This is a genomic window from Blastococcus saxobsidens, assembly GCF_002938435.1.
GTDB classification, from domain to species: domain Bacteria; phylum Actinomycetota; class Actinomycetes; order Mycobacteriales; family Geodermatophilaceae; genus Blastococcus; species Blastococcus saxobsidens.
The window spans coordinates 48,634-73,238 of the sequence record NZ_POQT01000013.1; the positions used below are offsets into that span (position 1 = coordinate 48,634).

Genomic DNA, 24,605 nt, shown 5'->3' on the forward strand with positions numbered 1-24,605 from the left:
GCCGGTTCGATGCCGAGGGCCGGCGGGTGGCTCTCATGTGGCCGGGCTTCGCGACAGGCGGGCGCCTACCGCCACGTGCTGCGGCCGGACGCCCTGATCGGCACCCGCGCCCTCCACGGCCTGTCGCTGGTGGTCCGCCGTTCTCGGGCGGCTGCGATCGCGGCGGTCCGTGCCGGTCGAGGTCGCTGGTGCCGGAGCTCTCAGAACGGGATGTCGGGGGTCCGCGGGGTCGGGCGGCTGTTCGCGATGGCGGTGCGTAGGTCGTCGTACCGCTGACGGCCGGTCCGTGGCGGCGGCGCCTCGACGCGGGTGTCGCCGTCGTCGCTGCCGAACGCCGGCGGGTAGGTCGTGATCGTCCGCCCGCTGGGCAGGGTCCAGACCAGACCGCCGTCGGCGGCGCGGTGCAGGCGCCAGCCCGGTGCCTGGTGCGAGAGCCGGTGGTGGTGCTCGCACAGGCACGCCAGGTTGTCGTGCGCGGTGTCGCCGTGCGGATGGGGCATCTGGTGGTCGAGATCGCAGCACCGGGCGCGCTGCCGACAGCCCGGGAAGCGGCACCGTCGATCGCGCAAGCGGACGAAGCGGTACAACGGGTCGGTCGGCCGGTAGGTGTCCGTGCCGCCCGGGGGACCGAGGCACTTTCCCGCGGCGGCCGCTGTTCGGAGCTCGATGCTGTCGGTGAGCGAGAGCAGGGTTCCTCTCAGCTGGTCGACCACCGCGATGCGCGGTCGCTCGGCGAGCGCGGTGTCGATCAGCCGGCGGGCGTCCAGCAGGCGGGTGAGCGCCGCCCGTACTGCTGATCCGGTGTCCGTGCCCGTCGACCGGCCACCTGCGGCGTACGCGGCGGTCAGCTCCTCGGCCGCGGTCAGTTCCTCGTGGCGCAGGGCGGCCAGCCGGGCGTCGTCCTCGTCCGCCGAGGTGGAGTCGGTGGCCGGGGCGGCGGACTCGGCGACCGGGCTGGTGGAGTGAGCTTCTGGAGCGGCGGAGCACGGGGCGTCACCGACGGCGGCGGGCGTGGACCCGGGCCGCGGCAGCAGGCCGAACTGGTACGCCAGCTCCCGCACCTGCGCCGCGGAGACCAGGTCGCCGTCGAGCTCTCCGGGTTCGTCGGCCCCCGCGCCGTGCCCGGTGAGCGTGTCCACGCCCGCGACGAGCGTGAGCACCACCTGCACGGCGGGGTGGTCGGCGTGCGGCCGCAGGATCAGGTCGGCCAGGCAGTCGGCCATCCGCTGGTCGTGGGTGCGCGGATCGCGGTTGCCGTCCTCGTCGACCTCGCACGCCTTCGCGTAGGCGCTCAGTGCCTCGCGGCAGGCCCGCCCGACCGGCGTCGACAGCAGCGCGGTGAGCGTGGACGTGCCGTCGTCGCGGGCGTCCAGCCGGACGTGCCGGTCGCGCGCCGCCTTCGCCAGCCGGTCGGCGGCCGCGCCGGCGTCGATCCGGGCGACCGCTCGACGGACGGCTGCCCGCAGTGCCGCAGGGGTCTGCCGCGCCGCTCGCGGCAGGACGGCGTCCTCGACCTCCCGGCGCTTCGCGGGGTCGGCCACCGGACCCGCCAGCTCCACCATGATCCGCGCGTGCGCCGGTGAGATGTCTCCCGCGCTCAGCGCGGCCAGGGTGGCGGGCAGGCCCTCCACCAGGGTCACCGCGTCGACGAGCATCAGGGAGGCCGCGCGACCGGAGACGCCCAGGGTCGCCGCCGCCTCGTCGACCGCCCACTCGCTGACCTCGGTGAGTGCGGCCGGCCGGGACGCCCGCGACGTCGCGGACGCGGCACCCTGCTCGCCGGGAACGCGGTCGAACATCGCAGCCGGGCGGCTGCGGGTGAAGGCGGCCAGCGCGCGGACGCGGACCGCCTCGTCGCGCGACAGCTGCTTCGCGGCCGCCACGGCGTCGTCGAGGTGTGCTGCTCCGGAGGTCAGCAACCGCGCTCGTGAGTCGAGGAACCGCTGGTGGTCGTCGCGCACGAAGTCGGCCGGATCCGGGTAGGCGGCGTCGAACTCCGTCTCGAGGCAGGCGATGACGAAGGAGTCGTACTCCTCCGGCGTCAGCACCACCGCGTCGTCGAACACGTGTTCGATCATACCGGGGAGTCGCCCGTCTGACCAGGGGGGATTCCGGAGGAGTGGGCCGGTCGACGGCCGGAACGCGGCGGCCGGCGAGGCTCGGGATCACGAGCCGAGCGGCTCGGCGGGTGTGCCGACCTCTTCCTCCGGCTCTGCGACGTCGGGCCGAACGGTTGCGTCGATCGACATCACCGATCGGCTCGTCCGGCTGGCCCCGGCGCCCGGCGAGCAGTCGACGGCGGGGGAGCGGGTCGTGGAGACGGCGCTGCCGATGCCGCGCGCCTCTTCCGCGCCGGGCACCGCCTGCGGCTGCAGGTCTCCGGCGGTGTGCACCCGCGCTGCGCCCGCAACCTCGGCGCAGCGGAGCCGGCGGGGGAAGTCGCGCCCGGCGTCCCGGTGATGCACCGGATCTGCTCCGGTAGCGCTGCGCCGTCGTCGGTCACCCTGCCCGTCGGCCGATCCGCCCAGCAGGGCCGAGGAGACTCGTCGAGACGTCGACGTGTCGACTTCTCGACATGTCTCAGTTGCCCCGCTGGTCCCACCCGTCCGAGACGCCACGGCGGGTGTCGCGCCGCGCCCTGTCCGCTTCGTACCGTGGAGTCGTGGCCAAGCACTTCACCGACGAGACCGCCGAGTTCGCGATGCCCCGCCTCGGGCGGCACGCCGCTCCCGACACCGGCGAGCTCGAGCTGACCCAGCGCTTCGACCCCGGCTTCAAGCGGCAGCGGCCCGCCGTCCCCGCGCCGCAGCCGACCATGGGCAACGACGCCCGCTGACGCAGGCGCGCCCCACGGCGTCCCGGCTGCAGCCCTCAGGCAGCGGCCAGGCCGGAGCCCTTGAACACCTGCTCCGTGTGCCAGGCCACGTGCTGCTCCGCCGGCAGAGGGGTGCCCCGCCGGGGCGACAGCCGTTGCCCGTGGAGGTCGTAGATCCTCCGGCCCGCCGGCGTGCGGGCGGAGAACCGTTGCGACACCACGACGGCGGAGTCGGCGTCCAGCCCGAGCACGCCGCGGTCGAGCAGCTTGTGGTGAAGCGAGCAGAGGGCCGGCCCGTTGTCGAGATCGTCCGGGCCGCCCTGCGTGAACCAGCGGACGTGCGCGGCCTCGATGCCGACCACGCCACCCCCGGCCGCGCCGTCGAAACCGCAGAAGGCGCACTGCCTGTCCCACGCCTCGATCACCGCCGTCGGCCACGCCCGGCTGCGTCGGCGCTGCTCCCTGGTGTCACCGCCGCCGGCGGTCACGCCGTCCAGCAGCTCGGGGTCCAGGCCCACGGCGACGAGGACGTCGGGGCCCACGGCCGCGGGGAAGTGGCTCTCGACCAGTCCGCGCGCCGCCGCGTCCAGCAGGTCCGGCCGGGCTCTCAGAGCCTTCTCGAGCGACGCCTCGAACTGACCGGTGACGCCGTCCCGCAGCGGGCCGACGGCGTCCATCGGGACGTCGCGGTCCAGCGTCCACACCCCGTCGGCGCGGAGGCGGGTGAAGGGATAGGCGGCGCTCTGGGCTCGCCCGGTCCTCGACGTCGGCCCGAACTCCTCCAGCAGGTCGGCCAGCCGCCCCTCGGCCTCCGACCAGGGCAGCGCACTGCTCCCCGTCTCCGCCAGCCGGCCCAGAGCCAGAAGGGTCAGGAGGGGCTTGTGCGGGGATCTCCGGCCGTCCCGCTGGTGCTGGCGGAGCGACGCGAACTGCTCGAGCACCTCGCGGGCGCCGGCCTCCTCCACTGACACGTGGCCCACCCTGCCGCAGAGGCGCGACCCCAGCGCGGAGGGGGCTCCGTCACACGATGGTGTCAATACAGTGACCCTCGTCCGTGAATGGGTTTGCGCCATCTGATCGCGCGGCATCAAGCGCTGGTGACCCACAACACCCTGGGTCGGTCGAACACAACGGCCGAGCCCTCGCTGGCTGTCCTGGTGGACAGCTACACGCCCCGTGCGCTCAGTCTGGCCCGTCGCATCGTGGGCTGCGACCGCGTCGCCGAGGACGTCGTCCAGGAGGCCTTCCTCGCCTACTGGCGCAACCCGGCCGCCTTCGACGCCAGTCGTGCGTCGTTCGCCGCCTGGTTCCTCTCGATCGTGCACCACAAGGCGGTCGACGCCGTCCGGCGCGAGACCGCCCTGCGCCGCCGGACCGACGCGTTCGCCGACCTCGACGGGCAGCAGGTCGCCCCCGACGTCAGCGAGGTGGTGGCCGACCGCATGGCCGACGCCCGCACCCGGGCAGCCCTCGCGGCGCTGCCTGCCGTGCAGCGCGAGGCGCTCGTGCTCGCCTACTGGGGCGGGTACACCCAGCGGGAGATCGCCGAGCGCACCGGCGCGCCGCTCGGCACGGTCAAGACCCGGATGCTGGCCGGCATGCGCCGGCTGCACGAGGGGCTGAGCCCGGCGACCTCGGCCGCCGTCCTGCCGTCCACCCGGCAGTCCGGGCTCGTCCAGGAGGCCGTCTGACCATGCAGGCCGGCCCGGCAGCCACCCGGGTGGGTGGGACCGGGGGCCGAGGCTCAAGGGATGGGGCGTGTCGGCCGAACTCCTGGGGGTGAGCCGGTCCGCAGCGCCCGAGGTGGCGACGACGCGCGTCATGGCGCGCACGCTCGCCACCTTCTACGCCTTCGGCGGGACCGCCGGCGTCTGCATCACCTCGGCCGCCGAGCCGGGCAACCGCCGGCTGGTGCTGCTGATTCTCTCCCTCGTCGCCCTGCTGGCGGCCGCAGGGGTCGGCCGGTGGGGCGCCCGCTGGCCGCGGAGCCTCTTCCACGGCGCGGTGGGTGTGGCGACGGCCCTCATCGTCACGGCAGTGCTGGTAGCTCCCGATCCGGTCACCTCCTTCGCCGCCGCGACGCTGATCGCCTTCGTCGTCGTCGATGCGCACTTCTTCTTCTCCGGACGCCAGGCGCTCGCCCACCTCGTGGTCGCCGTCGCCGGCGTCACCGCGGCGCTGCTCGTCTCCGACGGCGTCCCGCTGGGTGCGACGCTGGGCCTGGACCTCGTGCTGACCGGCATCGGCATCGTCATCCACCGCCTGGTCGTCCTCGCCTCGAGCGCGAGCATCGATCCGCTGACCGGGCTGAGCAATCGGCGCGGCTTCGACCAGGCGCTCGACGAGCTGATGTCCGAGGCGGCCCGGGTGCGCGGCGTGCTCTCGGCGGTGCTGATCGACGTCGACCACTTCAAGTCGGTCAACGACACCCACGGCCACGAGGCCGGCGACCGGGTGCTCTGCCGGGTCGCCGACGTGTGGCGGCACGAGCTGCCCGCCGGGGCCATGTTCGCCCGGCACGGCGGCGACGAGTTCTCCCTGCTCCTGCCCGGCATGCCCGGCCCCGAGGCGCTGGCCCTCGTCCGCCGGATCTGCGCGCTGCACCCCGACGTCTCGCTGTCGTGCGGGGTCGCCCAGTACCGCTCCGGGGACAGCGCCTCGCAGCTCATGCGCAGCGCCGACCGCGCTCTCTACGACGCCAAGATCCGCGGCCGCGGACGTGCCCAGCTCTTCACCGGCGGCAGGAACACCCGCCGCTCGGACGGCGCCGTCCCCGTCTGACCGGAGCGCCTCAGGGCAGCCCGGCGTGCGGGACGGCGACCCGCGTCGTCACCAGCACCGCCTCGCGCACCGGCGCCCGCGTGTGCTCGTAGAAGTCCGGCGCGCAGCACAGCAGCAGCGTGCGGCCGTCGTCCCCACCGAGCGCGCAGGCGAACACCCCCATGCCGTCCGGTGCGGCGATCTCGTCGACGATGCCACCGCCGGGCGCCACCCGCAGTACCCGCGAGTTGAGCCCGTCGGCCACCCAGATGTGCCCCTCGGCGTCCAGGGTGCAGCCGTCGGGGGCGACGACGACCTGACCGATCAGCTCCTCCACCGAACCGCCCACGGGCTCCGGCCCGAGCTCGGCCCACACCCGCCGGTTGGTCAGCGAGCCGTCGGGCGCGAGGTCGAAGGCGGTGAACCGGTTGCCCCACGTCTCGCCGACGACCAGCGTGCCGCCGTCCGGCGTGATCACCGAGCCGTTCGGGAAGAGCAGGTCCTCGGCCACCACGGTCACCGTGCCGTCGGGGTCCACCCGCTTCACCGACGCAGGCTTCGGCGCCCCGCCGCCCATCAGGTCGAAGCCGAAGTCGCCGACGAACGCCCGGCCGGTCGCGTCCACCACCATGTCGTTCATCAGCCCGCCGCAGACGCCGGACAGGTCGGCGTGCGTCGACACCTCGCCGTCGGACACCCGCAGCAGCCGGTGGTCCTTCATGGAGACGACGAGCAGCGACCCGTCGGGCAGCCAGCCCAGCCCCGACGGCTGGTTCTCGACCTCCAGGACGACGATCTCCGCGCCGCCCTCGGCCGGCACCCGGCTCACGGTGTGCCGGTAGAAGTCCGACACCCACCACTGGCCGTCGCGCCACCGCGGCCCCTCGAAGTAGGAGCCACCCTCCAGCACCGTCCGGAACGCTCGACCCGTCATGATCGGAACCTACGGGCCGGGCCGGTCCGCCGCGAGGGCCGCTGCTCCGCCGGCGTCGGGGCCCCGCGGGTGCTGCCGCGGCCGCACCCGGCCAGGTTCGCGTCTCAACCCGCGACAACAGCTAAACACTCCACTCGCTCGTGCACCGCCGCGGCCGGGGCTCGGCGACCACCGCGTCCGGCTACCGCCGATCGACCGGACGAGCGCCACGGAGGCGGACTCCGGCACCCCACCGGCATGCGGCCGGCCTGCTCGCGCGTCCATCGAGCTCCCCGGTGTCGACCAGCAGCACCTCGTCCCAGGCCGGGCCGACACCGAATCGGACGACGTCGGCGAGATCGCCGGTGAGCACGACGGCGCGTGCCGCGGTGAGTTCGTCGAGCACCGGCAGGCAGCCGGGCCCGCCGCATCCGTCGTCGCCGTCGAAGCACGCGGACACGGAGACCGTGACGCAGTCGCCGGCGGAACTCCCGTGCAGCCGGTGTTCCTTGCCGCGGCTCCCGGCCGCCGCCTGGTCCAGCACGGCGCCGTCCGCGGCCACCACCTCGACGCGGCAGAGCACCCCGTCCGTCATCCCCATGCCGCGGCCGGGGCCGTGCAGCACCCGCAGCGTGCCGCCGGCGCCGCTGTCGAGGAACCGGCGGTCGTCGGCTTCGGTGTAGTCGTACGGATAGGTGCCGGATCGTCGCCGTCGTCCCATCACGCCTCCCGCAGTCCGCGCTCCATCCTGACCCGTCATGGCGAGGCGCCCGGCGCCGACCTCGGCGTCGTGGGGTGCGGTGGCGTCGGCCGCCACCGGGATGACCGACCGGCCCCGTGCCCTCGCTCGCCGGAGGCAGGACAGGATGGCCGGGTGACGAACGCGGCCGACGACGTCGTCGAGCGCCTGCGCGGCGTGCGGGATCCGGCGTGGCTGCGGCTGATCGACGAGGCGGCGCAGGTCTCGGTGACGCCCGACCCCGACGTCGTCGAGCCCTACCGCTGGTTCCTCGCCCGGCTGGGCGACGGAGTCGCGCTCACCGCGGCCGGCTACCTCCCGCCGGCCGTGGTCCAGGAGACCATGCAGGCGCTGGGATGGGACGTCGACTGGATCGGCGCCGCCAACCGGGAGGATCTCACCGTCCCGGTCGCCGACCTCCGCCACTCGGCGCGCCTGCTCGGCCTCACCCGGGTCCACCGCGGAACGCTGCTGCCCACGACGCTCGGACGCCGGTTCGCGGAGGACCCGATCGGCCTGTGGCAGCACATCGCCGGGAAGCTGCCGCTCGGTCGCAGCGACGTCGAGCAGGACGGCGGTGTCCTGTGGTTGCTGGCCACCGCCGCCGGCCGGCAGGACCCCGACGAGCTGGTCGCCCGGGGGCTGGGCCTGCTCGGCTGGGCCGGTCGGGACGGGTGGCGGTCGCCGGACAGCCGCGATGTGCACGTCGTCGTCCGCCGCACCCGGACGGTCTTCGACCGGCTCGGCCTCCTCGGCTCCTGGAGGCGGTCCCGCGAGCCGCTCCCGGACGCGGCGCGGACCCTGGCCCGCACCGCGGTGTTCCGCGACGAGGCGCCCCGGACCGGGCGGCCGGCCGATGCGGCGCCGATGCGGGCGCCCGGCGATGCCGCCCTGGAACTCACCGTCACCCTGCAGGACGTCGAGCCGCCCGTGTGGCGGCAGGTCGTCGTCCCCGCCTCGCTGACGCTGCGCGAGCTGCACGCCGTCCTGCAGACCACCTTGGGATGGCAGGACGCGCACCTGTTCCTCTTCCGCGTCGGCGAGGTGCTCTACGGGGACGTCGAGGACTTCCCCGGCGAGGTGGGGGACGACACGACGACGACCGTCGGCGACGCGGCCGCCGTCGGCCCCGAGTTCGGCTACGAGTACGACTTCGGCGACGGCTGGGAACACGTCATCCGCGTCGGGCAGCGACTGCCCGCGGTAGGCGTGCTGACGCCGCACTGCACCGCCGGTGCCCGCGCCTGCCCGCCCGAGGACTGCGGCGGCCCTCCCGGCTACGAGCACCTGCTGCACGTGCTGGCCGACGGGAGCCACCCGGACCACGCCGAGATGACCGCGTGGGTGGGCGGAGGATTCGACCCGGAGGCCTTCGACGTCGCCGCCACCAGCGAGCTGCTGGCCCTCTACGACCGGCACACCCGAGGGCGTCGCCGGGGCTGAGAGGGAACTCAGCCGGTGCCCTCGGCCGCGATCAGCTCGGTGATCTCCTCCGGCGGGCTCGAGCAGTCGTCGTCCGACGGTTCCTGGTCCGAGGCCAGCCCCTCGACGCCGGCGTCCTCCACCGGCTGGAAGCCCAGCCGCTCGATGTGCGGCGGCACCCGGGCCTGGGCGTTGAGCACGTGCGACCGGGACAGCCAGCCGAGGCCGTCCTCCACCTGGAAGTCCATGCCGCCACCCGGCGCCCGGCGGACGTGCCCGGGGGAGGGCAGCAGGCCGACCAGCTGCACCGCCTGACCGACGGACAGCTCGCCCGGCGGGGAGTCGAAGTAGTACCAGCCGGCCGCGCAGACGCCGTAGACCGTCGGCCCGAACTGCGCGTAGTTCACGTACAGCTCGAGCATCCGGCGGTCGTCCACGAACGCGGCCAGCTCGACGGCCAGCCCCGCCTCCACCGCCTTGCGCCAGGCGCTCATCTCCTGGTTGAGGAACAGGTTCTTGGTCACCTGCTGCGGGATCGTCGAGCCGGCGGGGTCGTCCTCACCAGTGACGTGGGCGAACGCGCGGCTCCACAGCTGGCCCCACTCGAAGGCGCCGGAGCGGTAGGGCAGCGCGGCGTCCTCGTGCGCGATCACCGCGGCGAGGAAGTTGCGCGAGACGTGCTCGACCGGCACCGACTCCTGGATGGAGCCCCCGGGATTGGCCGCCATGAAGGCCGTCGTCGGCGGGTCCACCCAGCGCAGCGACAGCACGACCAGGGCCTGCACGACGGCGAGCGCGGCCAGCAGCCGGACGACCCGGCGGAGCAGCCGACGGCGGGGGCGGCCCCCGACGCGGTCCCGGCGACCCCGGCGGCCGTCGTCCGGGCGGACCGGCGGCAGAGGACGCTGCGGGCGGGCGCGGCGCGGGGGAGGACCCGGCGGGAACTGGCGCTCGGGCGGGAGCCACGGGGCCCGCGGCTGCTCCTGCGCCGGGGGCCGGACGGCACCGTCCGGTGGGGGGACGTACCAGCCGGACGGCGGCGGCTGGTCGAACCGGGGACGACGCGGCTGCTCGCCGTACGGCGGCTGCGGCTCGTAGGGCGGCTGCGGCCGGGGCAGCGGCTCGGGAGGCCGGCGGCGCAGCCAGCGCGTCGACCGGGGGTCCGGCGGGTCGGAGGCCATGGCGCGGTCCCTCCCTGGTCGGGTCGTTCGTCCAGATTAGGGCGGCAACCTGTGAGCGCCCCCGGACCGGCCGGTCAGCCCGGGGCGGCGAGCCAGGCCTCGACCCGGTCCAGCTCGGCGTGCGTCAGCCCGGTGGCGACCTCCGGGGCGACGACGAGCACCTGCCCGTTCGCGGCCAGCCACTCGCTGGTGTCCTCGGCCTGGTCGGCCAGGTCGTCATCGATCCACACGATGCGGCGGCCGGGCTCGACCTCGGCGACCGCGCGGGCGGCGGCCAGCTTCCACCAGCCGGCCACCCCGCCGAGGCGGCCGCCGAAGCCGGTGGGGAGCACGGCCTCCCGGGCGTGGGTGCGCAGACCCCGCGGCAGGCCCATGGGCTCGGCCAGCAGCCGGTCGGCCAGCTCCGTCCACGTCGTCAGCCACTGCAGCTCCACCCGGCCCGACTCGTGCCACTCCCGGAGGCGCCGGACCACCGTCGGGTCCCACGACAGCACGTAGCCGTTGAAGGTCCCGCGCCGCCAGCCCTCCGGCAGCTCGTGGCAGAGGGCGTTCAGCACGCCGTCGACGTCCAGCAGCAGGACCGGCGGGGGAGGAGGCATGACGCCGTCATACCCGACCGGCGGTCCGGCGTCCCGGAGAAGAACGCAGAGTCTCGCAACCGGGCGACTGCGCCCTGTCACGCCACGCATGCAGGTCGTCCGGACGGGGCGCGGAGGGGGTCCCCGGGCGGGCGATCCCTGGCAGCTTCCTGCGCGTTCTCGGGGACCAGGACGTGGAGGAGTGGGCATGCGGTATCTCAGGACGGCGACGGGCGCGGCTGCGGCCATGGCGTTGGTCGTCGTGTCACCGGCGACATCGAGCGCCGAGGACGCGAACAGGCACAGCCGCGGCGAGGCCATCACCACGGTCGCGACCGGGCTCGACGGGCCTCGTCAGCTCAGCGACTACAAGGGGCGCCGGCTGATCGTCGCCGAGGCCGACAGCGGTGAGGTCAGCTGGGTCGACCCGCGGTTCGGCACTTCCCGGACGATCCTGACCGGGCTGGGCAACGCCCAGGGCGTCGACTACGTGCGAGGGCTGATCTACGTCGCCGTCGGCGAGGCCGGCCCGCCGCCGGAGGACGAAGGCGTCGCGTCGGCCGCACCCCCCGCGGGCGGGTACAGCCAGGTGCTGCTCGAGGCGACGCCGGGCGGGCGGATCCTCCGCACCTGGGACCTCCTCCAGTACGAGCTCGGCCACAACCCGGACGGCCAGCAGCAGTTCCTCGACGAGGCGAAGCAGGAGCCCGTCGAGACGCTGTCCAACCCGTTCTCGGTGCTCGCCCAGCCGCACCGGATCCTGGTGGCCGACGCCGGCGCGAACGCCGTGCTCTCCATCGACCGGCGCACCGGCGAGATGAGCACCTTCTTCGTCCCGCCGGTCGTCACCGGCGGGGCGTGCGAGGGCGTGCCGAACAACCCCGGCACGACGGGGTGCGACCCGGTCCCCACCGAGATCGCCGAGGGGCCCGGCGGCAAGATCTACGTCGGCACCCTGGGCGCCGAGGCACCCGGGGCCGCGAAGGTCCACGTCCTGGACAGGTACGGCAACCAGGTGGACGTGATCGATGGCCTGACCGGCGTCACCGGGGTCGCCGTGGGCAACCACGGCACGGTCTACGTCTCCAACGTGCTGGAGGGGGCGCCGATGGGTGAGGGCCCGCCGCCGGAGGGCTTCGACCCGTCGTCGGTCGGCCGGCTCACCCGGATCTCGCCGGACGGCGCGCGTGCCACCGCCGAGGTGACGATGCCCACCGGCCTCGAGGTCGAGAGCGGCGACCTCTACGCCTCGGCATGGAGCATCGCCGGCTTCCTCGGCCTGTCCGGCCGTGGTGAGGTCCAGCGGATCGGGCCGGCGGCCTTCGTGCCCGTGCCCTGACCCAGCCCCGGCACGCCGTGCCGGCGGGCGGGGGGCCGTCGGGCTCCCCGCCCGCCGTCGCGCCGGGGGCGCTCCGCCCCCGGCCACGGACGCCGTCGTTTCGGCGCGCGCGGGCTGGGCACGGGCCGGACATGGGTCGACGACCGGTGCGAGCGGTGACCGTGCGGAGCCGGTTCGAGCGGATGGTCTCGGCCGTCGAGCGCGCGCAGGTGCTCGACGCCCCGAGCTACCAGGTCGAGCACGGCGTCTCGCTGACCTTCCTGCTCGCCGGCCGGTACGCCCGGCCGCTGCAGGACCTGCTGCACGGCGTCTGGCTCGGCCACCCCGTGCACCCCTTCCTCGTCACGGTTCCCGTCGGGGCGTGGACCGCCGCAGCGCTGCTCGACGGCCTCGACGCCACCGGCCGCGGCGGCCCGGGCACCGCCCAGGCGGCGCAGGCCGTCGTCGGCCTGGGCGTCGCGGGTGCGGTGGCGTCGGCGGCCACCGGGATGACCGACTGGCAGCACGCGCACGACGAGGCCCGCCGGGTCGGACTGGTCCACGCGGCCCTGAACAGCACGGCGCTGGCGCTCTACTCCTGGTCGCTCGCCGACCGTCGGCGGGGCCGGGCGGTCCGGGCGCGGGTGACCGCCGCCGTCGGGTACGCCGTCGTCCTGGCCGGCGGGTATCTCGGCGGCACGCTCTCCTACCGCCACCGGCTGGGCGTCGACCACTCCGTCGGCAGCCGCGAGCCCCGACGGTTCACCCGGGTCGCCGATCTCGCCGACCTCCCGGACGGCGAGCCGGTGGGCGTAGACGTGGCCGGCGTGCCCGTCGTGCTGGTCGGCACCGAGGGGGCCGTGCGGGCCGTGAGCGGCCGCTGCCCGCACCAGGGGGCGCCCCTGGGCGAGGGCTGGCTGCACCGCGACGAGCTGGTCTGCCCCTGGCACGGTTCACGCTTCGACCTCGACACCGGGGAGCCGGCGCAGGGGCCGTCGACCGCGCCGCTGCCGTGCTACGACACACGCATCCGCGACGGTCGCGTCGAGGTGCGCCGGCGGGCGCACTGGCGCTCGGCCACGGCGCTCACCACGGTCGAGGAGGCCTCACGATGAAGGCCGACGAGGTGCTGATCGCCCACCACGACGTGCTGCGCGGGCTGCTCCGCGAGCTGGCGGGGACGACGGGGGCGGAGCTCGGACGGCGGGAGGAGCTCCGCGACCGGCTGCTGCGCGAGCTGGAGATCCACACCCAGATCGAGGACGAGCTGTTCTACCCGGCGGTCGTGGACGTCTCGCCGCTGCTCGCCCTGGCGCACGCCGAGCACCGGCAGATCGACGACCAGCTCGCCACCGTCATGCGGCTGCCCGTCGACGACCCCGACTTCGGCGCCGAGGTGCGCATGCTCGAGAAGACGCTGCGCCACCACACCATGGAGGAGGAGGAGCGGATGTTCCCCCAGTCCCACTCGCTGGGCGAGGCGCGGCTGGAGGAGCTCGGCGAGCAGCTGCGCGAGCGGCAGCGCGAGCTGGCCGCGTCCGGCGGCATGCGGCTGGTCATGCGGCTCAAGCGGGCGACGCTGCGCGTCACGAAGGCCTGACCCCCGGTGCCCCGGTCGCACGTCGCCGACCGAGGCACCGGACGGGCTCAGACGACCCGGCGCGCGGTGTTGTAGCCCCACATCGAGTCGACCGGCACGACGGAGACCGGGTTGCCGTAGGTGGAGGAGTGCACCATCTGCCCGTTCCCGACGTACATGCCGACGTGGCCGACCGGGTCGTAGAAGAAGATCAGGTCACCGGGCTGCAGGTCCGCCCGGTCCACGGGGACGCCCGCCGTCGACTGCGCCCGCGACGTGCGGGGGATCGACACGCCGGCAGCCTGGTACGCCGAGTACGTCAGACCCGAGCAGTCGTACCCGCCCGGTCCGGTGCCGCCCCACGCGTAGGGCGCCCCCAGCTGTGCCAGCGCCGTGTCGACGGCCACCTGCGCCGCGGTGTTCGGCGCGGCGGCCAGGGCGACCGGCGCCGGGGCGGCCGGCGCCACGGCGCCGACGGAGGCGGACGCGGTGAGGGGGGTGAGCGCGATCCCCGCGCCGGTGACGAGGGCGAGCGCCGCCCCGCGGAAGGAACGACGGGTGAGCGTGAACGTACGAGTGGTCGTCATGGACGACGGGTTCTCCTGTTCTCCATCGACCGCCTACCGGGTGAGCTGACGGGTTCGGGCGGGGAGATCGCCCGGCGCGACCGGCGGGATCCGGTCGAGCTTCACCCCAGGACTGCGGTGGGTCCCCGGCCCGGCACCGGAGGTCTCCGGCGCCGGTTCGGCGGTGTCCGGTCGGGTGCCACCAGGTGCGGTGACGACGGGGCCTCGGCCGGACGGCGACGACGCTAGGTCCGTCATCGGGGCGTCACAAAGCGGCCGTGACGGCTTCCCCGAGCGCCGGGCGGACGGCCCTGGAGGCACGCCGCGAGGACGACTCGCGGCCCGACCACGACCGATCCCGGCGGCGGTCCCGGGTCGCAGCGGGCTCGTCCCCACGGAGAGCGATCGGCCGCATACTTCGCCGCGGCGGCGTGGCGCGACAGAGCGTCCGTGCACGGTCGGCGCGGCGCCGTTCCCGGCTGGATCGGGACGACGACCCCATGACGCCGGGACACGTCCCGCCCCACGGTGGTCCTCGCCTGCCGGGAAGGCCCCGGCAGCGTTGGAGGTGGACCCATGACCGCTGAGCCCCTGACCCCGGCTCCGCCCGCGACCGGACCGGGACGGCTGCCCGTTCCCCGGCCGGCGCCCATCGGCCGGCGCACCGCCGTCGTGTGCCTCGTCGTCGGATCGGCGCTGAACCTCGCCGAGGCGCTCATCGGCCGGGTGGTGGGCCAGAACGGCTCCGTCGCCGGCAGCCTCGAGGCGTGGGAGCAGCAGCCCACCCTGGCCTCGATCGGTCTCGCCGTCGGCACGATCGCCGTTCCGTTCCTGCTGCTCGCCATCGTGGCCATGGCCCAGCTCGTCCGGCCGCACATGCCCCGCCTGGGCGCCGTCGCCGCCTTCCTCGGCTACGTCGGCGGCCTGGGCTTCCTCGGCATCCACGCCGTCTCGATCATCGACCGCGCGGCCGTCGACCAGCCCGACCGGCAGGCGATGGTGAGCCTGATCGAGTCGGCGCAGAGCAGCCCGCTCGCCATCCTGATCCTGGCGCCGTTCATGCTCGGCCTGATGGGAGCGGTGTTGCTCGTCTCGATCGGCTTCCTGCGCACCCGCGCGGTGCCGGTGTGGATCCCCGTCCTCCTCCTGGTCTTCCTGGTGCTCGACTTCGGACCGTTCTCCACCGGCCCCGTCGACCCGCACTGGCTCTTCGTCGCCGCGTCCTTCGGCCTGGCCGGATCGGTGGCGCAGCGCAGTGACCGGCAGTGGTGGACGGGTGCTCCCGACCGGGACGTGACCCCCTGACCCGGCGCCGGGTTCTCCGTTAGCGTCCGCCGCGGAGGCGACGAGTGCTGAGAGGTCGCACGACCGGAGAGGGCCGGGCCGCCACCCTGGCGGCCCGGCTCTCCGCCGCGGCCGCGATCGGCTGGTTCGCCGTCGGGCTGGTCGCGCACGTCGGCACCCCGGCGGCCGACCGGGTGAGCCTCTTCGCGTCACCCGAGCCGGTCGTCGGCCCCGCCATGGCGGTCGTCGGCGCCGTCCTGCTCGGCCGGGTGCCCGGCCATCGCGTCCTGCAGCTGATGACCTTCATCGGCTGTTCCGCCTGCCTGTACGCCGGGAGCCTCGGTCTTGCCGTGTACGGCTTCACCGGCAGCGACGACCCGGCCCTGGTGTTCCGGATCGCCGCCTGGCTCACCCTCTGGACCTGGGTGCCGTCGTTCGTCTCCTTCGTCACCCTGCTCCCGCTGATCTTCCCGGACGGCCGGCTGCTGTCCCGCCGCTGGCGCCCGGTCGCGATGACCGCGGTCGCCCTCATCGCCACGATGGCGCTGGTCACCGCCTTCACCGACGTCCAGCCCGAGGGCGACCAGCCGGCGAACCCGATCGCGATCGCGGTGCCGGAGCCGTTCCTCGACGCCCTCCAGACGGTGCTCGACCCCGTCGTCCCGGCGCTGGCCTTGCTGGGGCTGGCGAGCCTGGTCCTGCGGTTCCGCCGCGCCGACCCGCAGGGACGGCGGCAGATCGCCTGGGTCGGCTATGCGCTGGCGGTGGCCATCCTGGCGTCGTTCGTCGCGCCGGCGCCGCTCAACGTCGTGGCCACGGTCGCGGTGCCGGTCGCCATCGGCATCGCGGTCGTCCGCTACCGGCTGTTCGGCATCGACGTCGTGCTCAACCGCACCCTCGTCGGGACGGCGCTGCTCGCCTGCTCGGCGCTCGTCTACGTCGCCGTGGTCGGCTGGCTCGGTGGCCTGGCCGGCGCCCCGAACTCCGTCATCGGGTTCATCGGGGCCGTCGCGGTCGCCGCCGTCTTCCATCCCCTCTACGTGCGCATCCAGCGCGCCGTCGACCGGCTCCTGCACGGCTACCGCGGGGATCCCTACCGGGTCGTCGGCCGGGTCACCGAGGTGCTGCGCGACGCCGCGTCGCCCCGCCAGGCGCTGGCCCGGGCGGTCGCCACGATCGCCGCCGATCTCAAGCTGCCGGCCGTCACCGTGCAGGTCGAGCGGCCGGACGCGCCGCCGGTCGTCGAGTCGGTGGGGGAGCCGGGGCTCGCCGTGCACGCCTTCCCGCTGCGGTGGCACGACGACGTCGTCGGCACCGTGCACGTGGCCCACCGCGCCGGCACCGACGGCCTCGGGCCGCTCGACTCCTCCCTGCTCACCGACCTCGCCGCGCAGCTGGCCGCCGTCGGGTTCGCGCTGCGGCTGGCCACCGACCTGGAGCGCTCGCGGGACCGGCTGGTCACCGCCCGCGAGGAGGAACGCCGGCGCATCCGCCGCGACCTGCACGACGGGCTCGGCCCCCAACTGGCCTCGGCCGTCATGGCCCTGGACGTCGCGAACCGGGCGCTGGGGAGAGATCCCGAACGAGCCGCGCCGCTGGTGACCACCGCGCGCGACCAGCTCCAGGAGGCCGTCGGCGACGTACGCCGCATCGTGCACGGCCTGCGCCCGCCGGCGCTCGACGACCTCGGCCTGCTCGGCGCACTCCAGGTCACCGGCCCCGGCCTCCTGCCGCAGGACGACGGCGCGCCGCGCATCCGGATCGAGGGCAGCGGGTCGCTCGACGGGCTGCCCGCTGCCGTCGAGGTCGCGGCCTTCCGCATCACCCAGGAGGCCATGACCAACGCCGTCCGGCACGCCGGCGCCGAGCACATCACGGTGCGGCTGGCCGGCCGGCCCGGTGCCGTCTGCATCGACGTCGCCGACGACGGCCGCGGTTGCCCGGAAGGGGCCCCCGCCGGTATGGGCCTGCAGTCGATGCGCGACCGGGCCGCGGAGCTGGGCGGCACGTGCGCGATCATCCCGGAGGCCGGCGGCGGCACCCGGGTGTCCGCCGTCCTGCCGTGGGGAGGGAACCCGTGATCCGCGTCGTCCTGGCCGACGACCACCCCGCGTTCCGCGCCGGGCTCCGCCTGCTGCTGCAGGACAGCGGTCTCGACGTGGTGGCCGAGGCCGCCGACGGGCCGGCGACCCTCGAGGCCGTCGTCGCCATGCGGCCCGATGTCGCTCTGCTCGACCTGCAGATGCCCGGCCTGACCGGGGTCGAGGTGACCCGGCGGCTGCAGGAGGTGGCGCCGGGGACCAGGGTGCTCGTGCTGACGATGATCGAGGCCGACGAGACGGTGCTGGCCGCCATCCGCGCCGGTGCGTGGGGCTACCTGCTCAAGGGGGCGGGGCAGGAGGAGATCGAGCGCGCCGTCCGCTCGGTCGCCGGCGGGCAGGTCGTCTACGGTGCCGGCGTCGCGGAGCGCGTGATGGCCTTCTTCGCCGCCCGGGGTGGCGCGGCGGGGAGCCCGTTCCCGCAGCTGTCCGATCGGGAGCTGGACGTGCTGCGGCTGGCCGCCGAGGGACGGGGCAACGCCGACATCGCCCGGCGGCTCTTCCTGTCGGAGAAGACGATCCGCAACCACGTCTCCAGCATCTTCGCCAAGCTGGGCGTCACCGACCGGGCGCAGGCGGTCGCCCGTGCCCGCGACGCCGGGCTCGGCGGACAGCCGTGACGCCGCCCCGCCCGGGTGGCCGACGAGGCTGCACGGTTGGCGATCCGCCCGGGCGGGCAAGGACGACCGAGACGACAGAAGGAGGAACACCATGGCAGGCATGATCCGCAAGCTCATGATGTCCGGGATCGCGGCGAAGGTGATCCAGGAAGCCAAGAAGCCGCACAACCAGGCGAAGATCAAGAAGTTCATCTCGGACTTCCAGAACAAGAACAAGGGTGGCACCGGCCGCACCCGCGGCTACTGACCCCGCGTACGACAGCGCCCCTCCCCGGGAACCCGGGCGAGGGGCGCTGTCGTCGGTGCCTTCGGGACCGTCGACCCGTTCGGGTGGGCGCACCCGCCGGCCGCTCCGCCCCGGGAGCGGAGCGGCCGATGCATCCTGGGATGCAGGTGCACCAGGAGGGAGACGGCGTGGACGGGGGACCGAACGGGCAGCCCGATGCCCTCCGGACGTCGCCGACCGGCCGCGTCCCCCAGTGGGTCCTCGACGAGGCAGCGGGCCGGCCGACGGCGGACGAGGGCTGGCGCGCGTGGACGCCGGAGCCGCCGCAGCGGCGCCGCCGCCGGCTGCGCGGGTTCCTCGCCGTCCTCGTCGTCGTCGTGGTCGCGCTCGGCGCGGCCTACCTGGCCGAGCCCGGACTGCTGGTCGGCGACCCGCCCGTCGCGCAGCAGCCGGCCACCCCCGGGCCGCCGCCCGGCCACGAGTCCACCGACGCCCCGCTCGGCGCCCCGCCCCCGGTGCCGGCGGCCGGCGGCACGCACGCCTTCGTCGCGACCCAGCCCGACGGCTCCGGGCCCGTCGCCTTCGACCCGTGCCGGCCGATCCACTACGTCATCCGCCCCGACAACGCCCCGGTCGGCGGGGAGCTGCTGCTGCACGAGGCGTTCGCCCGCGTCACCGAGGTCACCGGCCTGCAGTTCGTCTACGACGGCGGCACCGACGAGCCGCCGGCGGAGAAGCGCGAGCCCTACCAGCCCGACCGCTACGGCGACCGCTGGGCGCCGGTCCTGGTCTCCTGGCAGACCGGCGAGGAGAACCCGGACTTCCTCGGCGACGTCGCCGGCGAGGCGGGCAGCCACTGGCGGTCGCTCGGGTCGAGCCCGCAGGTCTACGTCACCGGCGGCGTGGCGCTGGACAGCGCCTTCTTCGCCGAGCTGATGGCCTCCCCGGACGGGTATCCGATCGCCCGGGCGATCGTCCTGCACGAGATCGGGCACCTGGTCGGCCTCGACCACGTCGACGACCCGGGCCAGCTCATGTTCCCGACGGCGAGCGGCGGCATCCTGGACTTCGCCGAGGGCGACCTCACCGGGCTCAGCGCCCTGGGTGCCGGGGCCTGCGTCCCGGAGCTGTGAGCCGGCGTCCGCCCCCCAGGTCACGCAGCGGTCGCCGTAGGCCGATAACCGTTCCGTGCCCCGACCCGTCCGCCGCCGGGCGACCCGGGCCGCCGCGGCCCTGATCGCCGCCGCCGGCCTCGCCCTCTCCGCTGCCTGCGCGCCGCAGGCCACCCCCGCGGCGGCCGCAACGCCGACCACGCCGGCACCGCCACCACCGCCGCCGACCTACCCGTGGCCGCTCACCGGCGTGGAGACCACCGACCCGGTGCACCGCCCCGCGCTCGCGGTGAAGATCGAGAACTCCGTCGACTCCCGCCCGCAGTCCGGGCTCAACGCCGCCGACATGGTGTGGGAGGAGGTCGTCGAGGGCGGGATCACCCGCTTCGTCGCCGTCTACCACTCCACCCTGCCGCCCGAGATCGGCCCGATCCGCTCGGTGCGGCCCATGGATGCCGCCATCGCCGCCCCGCTGCGCGGCCTGTTCGCGTTCTCCGGCGGCCAGCGCCCCTTCGTCGACGCGGTGACCAGCGCCGGCATGCAGGTGATCAGCCACGACGCCGGTGCCGGCGGCTTCTACCGCAACCAGAGCCGGTCCGCGCCGCACGACGTCTACGCGAACCCGGCGGACTTCCTCGCCCAGGCCGATCCCGCGCACGCCGCCGATCCGATCGAGCAGTTCCGGATGGCCACCGCGGCCGACCAGCCCAGCGCCCCCGCCGTCGGCACGCCCGCCGTCGTCCTCGACCTGAAGCTCTCCGGCGCCAGCCGCCCGAACTGGACCTGGAGCCCGCCGGAGTCGGCCTGGCTGCGCGCCGAGGGCAGCACGCCGGCGACCCAGGCCGACGGCCGGCAGCTCCGGGCCACGAACGTCGTCGTGCTCCGCGTCGACGTCGTCAACACCCGCTACACCGATCCGGCCGGCAACCCGGTGCCCGAGACGGCGATGGTCGGCGGTGGGGAGGCCCTCGTCGCGACCGCCGGGCACACGCTGCCCGCCACCTGGTCCAAGGCGGGCGAGGGTGACCGGGTCGTCCTCACCAACGCGCAGGGCGCACCGATCCTGCTCGCCCCCGGCACCACCTGGGTCGAGCTCGTGCCGAAGGCCACCGGCGCGGTGACCGTCCGCTGACGGGAACCCGCCGCATGCGGTAGACCGTCGGCATGCCTCGTATCGCCGTCCTGGACGACTACCAGTCCGTCGCCGCCGACTTCTGCGACTGGTCGCGGGTGCCCGGACCGGTGGAGGTCGTGGAGTTCTCCGACCACGTCGGCGACGAGGACGCACTCGCCGAGCGCCTGCAGTCCTTCGACGTCGTGGTCGCCATGCGCGAGCGCACCGACTTCCGCCGCAGTCTGCTGGAGCGGCTGCCGAACCTGCAGCTGCTGGTCACCACCGGCATGCGGAACAAGTCCATCGACGTCGAGGCCGCCACCGAGCGCGGCATCACCGTCTGCGGCACCGGCTCCAACGCCACCGCCACGGTGGAACTCACGTGGGGGCTGATCCTCGCCGCGGTGCGGCACATCCCGCAGGAGGACGCCGGCATGCGCGCCGGCGGCTGGCAGCGGACCGTCGGCGGCGACCTCGCCGGCGCGCGGCTCGGCGTCATCGGCCTCGGCCGCCTCGGCAGCCGGGTCGCCACCATCGGCCAGGCGTTCGGCATGGACGTCGTCGCCTGGAGCCAGAACCTCACCGACGAGCGCGCCGCCGAGGTGGGGGTGCGCCGGGTGGAGCGCGACGAGCTGTTCGCCACCGCCGACGTCGCCACGATCCACCTGCTGCTGTCCAAGCGGACCCGCGGGCTCATCGGGGCCGCGGACCTGGCGCTGATGAAGCACACCGCCGTCCTGGTCAACACCAGCCGCGGCCCGATCGTGCAGCAGCAGCCCCTGCTGGACGCCCTGCGGGAGGACCGCATCGGCGCGGCCGCCCTGGACGTCTACGACGAGGAACCGCTGCCGGCGGACTCCCCGCTGCGGACCGCGCCGCGCACCGTCCTCACCCCGCACCTGGGCTACGTCACCCGCGGCACGTACGAGGTCTTCTACGGCGAGGCGGTGGAGGACGTCGCCGCGTTCGTCGCCGGGGAGCCGATCCGCGTCCTCGGCTGACGGCTAGCGTGGACGGCGGTGACGAGCAGGGAGGAGCGCTGGCAGGAGCGGCTCGCCCTGCCCGTGCTCGTCGCGGCGCTGGCCTCCATCCCGGCGATGTTCCTGACCGTCGCCGAGGGGACGCTGGGCACCGCCGGCCACGTCATCGACATCGTCAGCGGCGCCGTGCTGGTCGCCGAGACGGTCATCCTCTTCGTCGTCGCCGAGCACAAGCGCGCCTGGATCCGCGGGCACCTCGGCCTGATCGCCCTCACGGTCGCGGTGGTGGTCGCCGTCGTGTTCGCCCTCGGCCCGGTGCAGGTGCTGCGACTGGCCCGCACCGTCGGCGCGCTGCGCATCCTCCGCGCCGGGCGGATCGTGAAGGCCGCCCGGGCGGTCGGGCTGCGGCACGGGTTCACCGGGCGGCTCGCGCAGCTGCTGGCCGCCGGTGCCGGGGTGCTCGTCGCGGTGTTCGTCGGCGTCGTGCTCTCCGACCCGACGTCCCGCTCGCGGGACCTGCTGACCGATGTCCTCGGGACCGTCGACACCGGCATCGTCGTCGCGCTCTCCGCCGTCGCCGGGATCGTCCTGGGCGGGGCGACGTACCTGCTGGCCCGCGACCCCGGCAGCGGCGCCGACGAGGAGCCGGACGCCGCCCGACCGGCCTGAGCTCAGCCCGTCGGCGGGTGCTCTGCGATGCAGAAGAGGTTGCCCTCCGGGTCGGACAGCGTGGACCACTGCACCCAGGGCACCTCCTCGAGCACGTCCCACCGGTGGGTCGCTCCCAGCCCGACGGCCCGGTCGACCTCCGCCACGCGGGTGCCCCACGGCACGGTGAGGTCCAGGTGCTGGCCCTGCCGGTCCGGACGCGCATCCGAGCGCAGCCGGAAGAACATGGCGAAGCCGCCCGGCTCGCGGGCGGACACGTAGGCGAACCCGGCGTGATCACCCGCAACCGTGCCGCCGAGCAGCTGTGCCCAGAAGGCCGCCAGCGCGTGGGGGGCGTCGGCCTCGACGTTCACCGCTCCGAGGGTGATCGCTGATGGGGGGCTCATGGCGCGGACGCTACGCCCGAGCGGTGACAGGTTCAGACGAGGAAGCGGTAGGCCGTCGTCCCGGGGGCGACGTGCTGGATGCGCAGCGGGCTGGCCGCGATGCGCGCCAGCAGCTCCGGCAGGCCCTCGGCCCGGCCCAGCTCGATGCCGGTCAGCGCCGCGCCGGTCTCCCGGTTGTCCCGCTTCACGTACTCGAACAGCACGATGTCGTCGTCGGGGCCGAGGACCTCGTCGAGGAAGCGGCGCAGCGCGCCCGGCTCCTGGGGGAACTCGACCAGGAAGTAGTGCTTGAGCCCGCGGTGCACCAGCGACCGCTCGACCACCTCGGCGTACCGGCTCACGTCGTTGTTGCCGCCGGACAGCACGCACACCACCGTCTGCCCGGGGTCGACCGTCACCAGCCCGCCGCTGAGCGCCGCCGACGCCAGCGCCCCGGCGGGCTCGGCGATCACCCCGTCGGCCTGGTACAGGTCGAGCATCTCGGTGCAGATCTGGCCCTCGGGGACGGCCAGCAGCTCGGCTCCCGAGTCGCGGACCAGCGGATAGGTCACCGCCCCCGCCCGCCGCACCGCCGCGCCGTCGACGAACGTGTCGATCTCCGCCAGCTCCACCGGCTCCCCGGCCGCCAGCGCCGCCGCCATGTTCGCCGCGCCGGCGGGCTCGACGCCGACCAGCCGGGTGCCGGGGGAGTGCTCGCACAGGTACGTGCCGGCACCGGCCAGCAGCCCGCCGCCGCCCACCGGGAGGACGACGACGTCGGGCGCGCACCCGAGCTGCTCGAGGATCTCCACCGCGACGGTCGCCTGCCCGGTGACCGTGGAGAGCGCGTCGAACGCCGGCACCAGCGTCGCCCCGGAGGACGTGGCGAACGCGGCCGCCGCGGCCGCCGCCTCGTCGTAGGAGTCGCCGGTGACCACCAGCTCCACCATGTCCCCGCCGAGCGCGGCGATCCGCTCGCGCTTCTGCCGCGGCGTCGTGCCGGGCACGAAGACCCGACCGTGCACCTGCAGCGCGCGGCAGGCGTAGGCCACGCCCTGCCCGTGGTTGCCGGCGCTCGCGCAGACCACGCCCGCCGCGCGGTCGGCGTCGGCGAGCTGGGCGATGGTGTTGTAGGCGCCGCGGATCTTGTACGAGCGGCCGACCTGCAGGTCCTCCCGCTTGAGCCACACGTCGGCGCCGGTCAGGCCGGACAGCCGCGCGTTGCGCTGCAGCGGCGTCCGCTCGGCCACGCCGGAGAGCCGGCGGACGGCGTCCCGCACGAGCGCGGGAAAGGCGTCGGGGGACTCGTCGACCGTGGCACTCACCCCGTCATCGTCGTCCACCGCGACGGGCGGACCGGAGGGAGGGTGCCGCGCCGACCGCGGCCGGGGCGCTCAGCTCTGCAGCAGGCGCAGGTGCGGCTGCTGGGGAACCAGCCGCTTCTCGAACGTGACGCGGTGGTGGCCGTCGTCGTCCTGCACGAACTGCAGCCGGTCGACCAGCGCATTCATCAGGATCAGGCCCCGGCCGCGCTCGGCGTCCGTCGGCTGGCCGCCGGTCTGCACCGAGCCGGGATCGAAGCCCTCGCCCTGGTCCAGCACGCTGATCCGGCACAGCTCGTCGTCGATGGAGACCTCGACCTGGTAGGCCTCCTGGTCGTGGACGTGGTCCACCACGTTGGCGCACGCCTCCGTCAGCGCGAGCACGATCTCCTCGATGACGGTCTGCGGCACGGCCAGGTGCTCCAGCGCCTGGCGCAGCAGCCCGCGCACCAGCGGAACGCTGTGCGCGTCGGTCGGCAGGCGGACGCTGAAGTCGATGTTGATGGCCGTTCAGCCCCTTCAGGTCGCGTGGCCTACCCTCGGACGCCGAGGACGACGGAACGAGGGAGGTGGACGGTGCTCTTCGACGTGGAACGGACGACGATCGCCGGGCGTGCGGCCCTTACCGTACGGGGTGAGGTCGACACCGCCACGTCGACTCAGCTCGCCACCGCCGCCGAGGCCCTCCTGGACACCTCTCCCGCCGGCCTGGTCATCGATCTGAGCCCCACCCGGTTCCTCGACTCCTCGGGTGCGCGGGCGCTGGTCGCCATCGCCCGCCGGTGCACTGCCGGCGGGATCGACCTGCACGTCATCGCCCCGCGGACCAACCGGCCGGTCCGCCTGCCGCTGGAGCTCCTGCAGCTCGAGCGGGTGGTCCCGCTGGTCAACTCCGCCGGCGAGCTGCCCAGCGTGAACGCGGGCCGGGAAACGCCGTGACGTC

General features: G+C 74.9%; 27 protein-coding genes and 1 riboswitch. Of the genes, 16 read left to right on the forward strand and 11 right to left on the reverse strand.

Annotated features, from left to right (window positions below; genetic code table 11):
* Nucleotides 1–200: 200 nt before the first annotated feature.
* A complete protein-coding gene (locus tag C5507_RS10080) occupies nt 201–2,066 on the reverse strand; it encodes an HNH endonuclease signature motif containing protein (protein ID WP_158657558.1) in 1,866 nt (621 codons plus the stop codon).
* A 99-nt stretch (nt 2,067–2,165) separates the two neighbouring features.
* Nucleotides 2,166–2,465, reverse strand: a complete 300-nt coding sequence (locus tag C5507_RS10085; protein WP_130504226.1) for a hypothetical protein — start codon at nt 2,463–2,465, stop codon at nt 2,166–2,168.
* 197 nt (nt 2,466–2,662) lie between these two features.
* On the opposite strand from C5507_RS10085, the gene C5507_RS22235 reads away from it, so the two are divergent.
* Nucleotides 2,663–2,836: a hypothetical protein gene (locus C5507_RS22235; protein ID WP_158657559.1), complete on the forward strand. Its 174-nt coding sequence runs from the start codon at nt 2,663–2,665 to the stop codon at nt 2,834–2,836.
* Between the two features lie 35 nt (nt 2,837–2,871).
* Here the strand turns inward: C5507_RS22235 and C5507_RS10095 are convergent, their stop codons facing one another.
* A complete protein-coding gene (locus C5507_RS10095; RefSeq protein WP_104528394.1) occupies nt 2,872–3,786 on the reverse strand; it encodes a phosphorothioated DNA-binding restriction endonuclease in 915 nt (304 codons plus the stop codon).
* Nucleotides 3,787–3,912: 126 nt separating this feature from the next.
* Between C5507_RS10095 and C5507_RS10100 the strand changes: the two genes are divergently transcribed.
* Both C5507_RS10100 and C5507_RS10105 read left to right on the forward strand, forming a co-directional pair.
* Complete coding sequence (locus tag C5507_RS10100; protein ID WP_242611085.1) at nt 3,913–4,506, forward strand: RNA polymerase sigma factor; 594 nt, start codon at nt 3,913–3,915, stop codon at nt 4,504–4,506.
* Between the two features lie 67 nt (nt 4,507–4,573).
* Nucleotides 4,574–5,596 (forward strand): GGDEF domain-containing protein, encoded by a 1,023-nt coding sequence (locus tag C5507_RS10105; RefSeq protein ID WP_104528396.1) that lies wholly within the window; start codon nt 4,574–4,576, stop codon nt 5,594–5,596.
* 10 nt (nt 5,597–5,606) lie between these two features.
* Here the strand turns inward: C5507_RS10105 and C5507_RS10110 are convergent, their stop codons facing one another.
* Nucleotides 5,607–6,509, reverse strand: coding sequence for an SMP-30/gluconolactonase/LRE family protein (locus C5507_RS10110; RefSeq protein ID WP_104528397.1), 903 nt, complete (start codon nt 6,507–6,509; stop codon nt 5,607–5,609).
* A 181-nt stretch (nt 6,510–6,690) separates the two neighbouring features.
* Entirely contained in the window at nt 6,691–7,209 is a 519-nt protein-coding gene (locus tag C5507_RS22240) for a hypothetical protein (protein ID WP_158657560.1), read from the reverse strand.
* Between the two features lie 153 nt (nt 7,210–7,362).
* Here C5507_RS22240 and C5507_RS10120 point away from each other — a divergent pair, with 153 nt between their 5' ends.
* Nucleotides 7,363–8,670, forward strand: coding sequence for a plasmid pRiA4b ORF-3 family protein (locus C5507_RS10120; RefSeq protein ID WP_104528398.1), 1,308 nt, complete (start codon nt 7,363–7,365; stop codon nt 8,668–8,670).
* A gap of 8 nt (nt 8,671–8,678) precedes the next feature.
* Here the strand turns inward: C5507_RS10120 and C5507_RS10125 are convergent, their stop codons facing one another.
* Both C5507_RS10125 and C5507_RS10130 read right to left on the reverse strand, forming a co-directional pair.
* On the reverse strand, nt 8,679–9,830 hold the full coding sequence (locus tag C5507_RS10125; RefSeq protein WP_104528399.1) for a transglycosylase domain-containing protein: 1,152 nt from the start codon (nt 9,828–9,830) through the stop codon (nt 8,679–8,681).
* A gap of 74 nt (nt 9,831–9,904) precedes the next feature.
* On the reverse strand, nt 9,905–10,429 hold the full coding sequence (locus C5507_RS10130; RefSeq protein WP_104528400.1) for an HAD domain-containing protein: 525 nt from the start codon (nt 10,427–10,429) through the stop codon (nt 9,905–9,907).
* A gap of 187 nt (nt 10,430–10,616) precedes the next feature.
* Here C5507_RS10130 and C5507_RS10135 point away from each other — a divergent pair, with 187 nt between their 5' ends.
* The 3 genes from C5507_RS10135 (at nt 10,617) to C5507_RS10145 (ending at nt 13,326) form a co-directional block, all read left to right on the forward strand.
* A complete protein-coding gene (locus tag C5507_RS10135; RefSeq protein WP_158657561.1) occupies nt 10,617–11,747 on the forward strand; it encodes a ScyD/ScyE family protein in 1,131 nt (376 codons plus the stop codon).
* Nucleotides 11,748–11,902: 155 nt separating this feature from the next.
* Entirely contained in the window at nt 11,903–12,841 is a 939-nt protein-coding gene (locus C5507_RS10140; RefSeq protein ID WP_207225754.1) for a Rieske (2Fe-2S) protein, read from the forward strand.
* Nucleotides 12,838–13,326 carry a hemerythrin domain-containing protein gene (locus C5507_RS10145; RefSeq protein ID WP_104528402.1) on the forward strand — a complete coding sequence of 163 codons (489 nt, stop codon included), beginning with the start codon at nt 12,838–12,840 and terminating at the stop codon, nt 13,324–13,326. The genes C5507_RS10140 and C5507_RS10145 overlap by 4 nt, the downstream gene beginning before the upstream one ends.
* A gap of 47 nt (nt 13,327–13,373) precedes the next feature.
* Here C5507_RS10145 and C5507_RS10150 read toward each other — a convergent pair whose 3' ends face one another.
* Nucleotides 13,374–13,892: a C40 family peptidase gene (locus C5507_RS10150; RefSeq protein WP_104528403.1), complete on the reverse strand. Its 519-nt coding sequence runs from the start codon at nt 13,890–13,892 to the stop codon at nt 13,374–13,376.
* Between the two features lie 15 nt (nt 13,893–13,907).
* Nucleotides 13,908–14,065, reverse strand: a riboswitch (cyclic di-AMP (ydaO/yuaA leader).
* Between the two features lie 382 nt (nt 14,066–14,447).
* Between C5507_RS10150 and C5507_RS10155 the strand changes: the two genes are divergently transcribed.
* From C5507_RS10155 to C5507_RS10185, 8 genes are all read left to right on the forward strand, one after another.
* Entirely contained in the window at nt 14,448–15,176 is a 729-nt protein-coding gene (locus C5507_RS10155; RefSeq protein WP_104528404.1) for a DUF4386 family protein, read from the forward strand.
* 44 nt (nt 15,177–15,220) lie between these two features.
* Nucleotides 15,221–17,236, forward strand: a complete 2,016-nt coding sequence (locus C5507_RS10160; protein WP_104528405.1) for a sensor histidine kinase — start codon at nt 15,221–15,223, stop codon at nt 17,234–17,236.
* Complete coding sequence (locus tag C5507_RS10165) at nt 17,233–17,874, forward strand: response regulator (protein ID WP_207225753.1); 642 nt, start codon at nt 17,233–17,235, stop codon at nt 17,872–17,874. Before C5507_RS10160 ends, C5507_RS10165 begins: the two co-directional genes overlap by 4 nt.
* Nucleotides 17,875–17,965: 91 nt before the next feature.
* Nucleotides 17,966–18,121 carry a hypothetical protein gene (locus C5507_RS22675; RefSeq protein WP_165400448.1) on the forward strand — a complete coding sequence of 52 codons (156 nt, stop codon included), beginning with the start codon at nt 17,966–17,968 and terminating at the stop codon, nt 18,119–18,121.
* 167 nt (nt 18,122–18,288) lie between these two features.
* Nucleotides 18,289–19,233 (forward strand): matrixin family metalloprotease, encoded by a 945-nt coding sequence (locus C5507_RS10170; protein ID WP_242611084.1) that lies wholly within the window; start codon nt 18,289–18,291, stop codon nt 19,231–19,233.
* Nucleotides 19,234–19,288: 55 nt separating this feature from the next.
* The gene (locus tag C5507_RS10175; protein ID WP_242611083.1) at nt 19,289–20,344 is read left to right on the forward strand and encodes a DUF3048 domain-containing protein; all 1,056 of its coding nucleotides are present in this window, start codon (nt 19,289–19,291) and stop codon (nt 20,342–20,344) included.
* 32 nt (nt 20,345–20,376) lie between these two features.
* Nucleotides 20,377–21,327, forward strand: a complete 951-nt coding sequence (locus C5507_RS10180) for a D-2-hydroxyacid dehydrogenase family protein (RefSeq protein ID WP_104528407.1) — start codon at nt 20,377–20,379, stop codon at nt 21,325–21,327.
* Between the two features lie 18 nt (nt 21,328–21,345).
* Nucleotides 21,346–21,975 carry a hypothetical protein gene (locus tag C5507_RS10185; RefSeq protein ID WP_104528408.1) on the forward strand — a complete coding sequence of 210 codons (630 nt, stop codon included), beginning with the start codon at nt 21,346–21,348 and terminating at the stop codon, nt 21,973–21,975.
* 2 nt (nt 21,976–21,977) lie between these two features.
* Here the strand turns inward: C5507_RS10185 and C5507_RS10190 are convergent, their stop codons facing one another.
* The 3 genes from C5507_RS10190 to C5507_RS10200 form a co-directional block, all read right to left on the reverse strand.
* Entirely contained in the window at nt 21,978–22,361 is a 384-nt protein-coding gene (locus C5507_RS10190) for a VOC family protein (protein ID WP_104528409.1), read from the reverse strand.
* A 32-nt stretch (nt 22,362–22,393) separates the two neighbouring features.
* The gene (ilvA, locus tag C5507_RS10195; protein WP_207225752.1) at nt 22,394–23,665 is read right to left on the reverse strand and encodes a threonine ammonia-lyase IlvA; all 1,272 of its coding nucleotides are present in this window, start codon (nt 23,663–23,665) and stop codon (nt 22,394–22,396) included.
* A gap of 69 nt (nt 23,666–23,734) precedes the next feature.
* Nucleotides 23,735–24,166 (reverse strand): ATP-binding protein, encoded by a 432-nt coding sequence (locus tag C5507_RS10200; RefSeq protein WP_104528410.1) that lies wholly within the window; start codon nt 24,164–24,166, stop codon nt 23,735–23,737.
* 72 nt (nt 24,167–24,238) lie between these two features.
* Here C5507_RS10200 and C5507_RS10205 point away from each other — a divergent pair, with 72 nt between their 5' ends.
* Complete coding sequence (locus C5507_RS10205) at nt 24,239–24,601, forward strand: STAS domain-containing protein (protein ID WP_158657563.1); 363 nt, start codon at nt 24,239–24,241, stop codon at nt 24,599–24,601.
* Nucleotides 24,602–24,605: the final 4 nt, after the last annotated feature.

Excerpts from the sequence above, each read along its gene's own strand:
- C5507_RS10130 (WP_104528400.1), bottom strand. The coding sequence starts at position 10,429 with ATGCCTCCTCCCCCGCCGGTCCTGCTGCTGGACGTCGACGGCGTGCTG.
- C5507_RS10150 (WP_104528403.1), bottom strand. The coding sequence starts at position 13,892 with ATGACGACCACTCGTACGTTCACGCTCACCCGTCGTTCCTTCCGCGGG.
- C5507_RS10155 (WP_104528404.1), top strand. The coding sequence starts at position 14,448 with ATGACCGCTGAGCCCCTGACCCCGGCTCCGCCCGCGACCGGACCGGGA.
- C5507_RS10135 (WP_158657561.1), top strand. The coding sequence starts at position 10,617 with ATGCGGTATCTCAGGACGGCGACGGGCGCGGCTGCGGCCATGGCGTTG.
- C5507_RS10180 (WP_104528407.1), top strand. The coding sequence starts at position 20,377 with ATGCCTCGTATCGCCGTCCTGGACGACTACCAGTCCGTCGCCGCCGAC.
- C5507_RS22240 (WP_158657560.1), bottom strand. The coding sequence starts at position 7,209 with ATGGGACGACGGCGACGATCCGGCACCTATCCGTACGACTACACCGAA.
- C5507_RS22675 (WP_165400448.1), top strand. The coding sequence starts at position 17,966 with ATGGCAGGCATGATCCGCAAGCTCATGATGTCCGGGATCGCGGCGAAG.
- C5507_RS10145 (WP_104528402.1), top strand. The coding sequence starts at position 12,838 with ATGAAGGCCGACGAGGTGCTGATCGCCCACCACGACGTGCTGCGCGGG.
- C5507_RS10125 (WP_104528399.1), bottom strand. The coding sequence starts at position 9,830 with ATGGCCTCCGACCCGCCGGACCCCCGGTCGACGCGCTGGCTGCGCCGC.
- C5507_RS10110 (WP_104528397.1), bottom strand. The coding sequence starts at position 6,509 with ATGACGGGTCGAGCGTTCCGGACGGTGCTGGAGGGTGGCTCCTACTTC.
- C5507_RS10190 (WP_104528409.1), bottom strand. The coding sequence starts at position 22,361 with ATGAGCCCCCCATCAGCGATCACCCTCGGAGCGGTGAACGTCGAGGCC.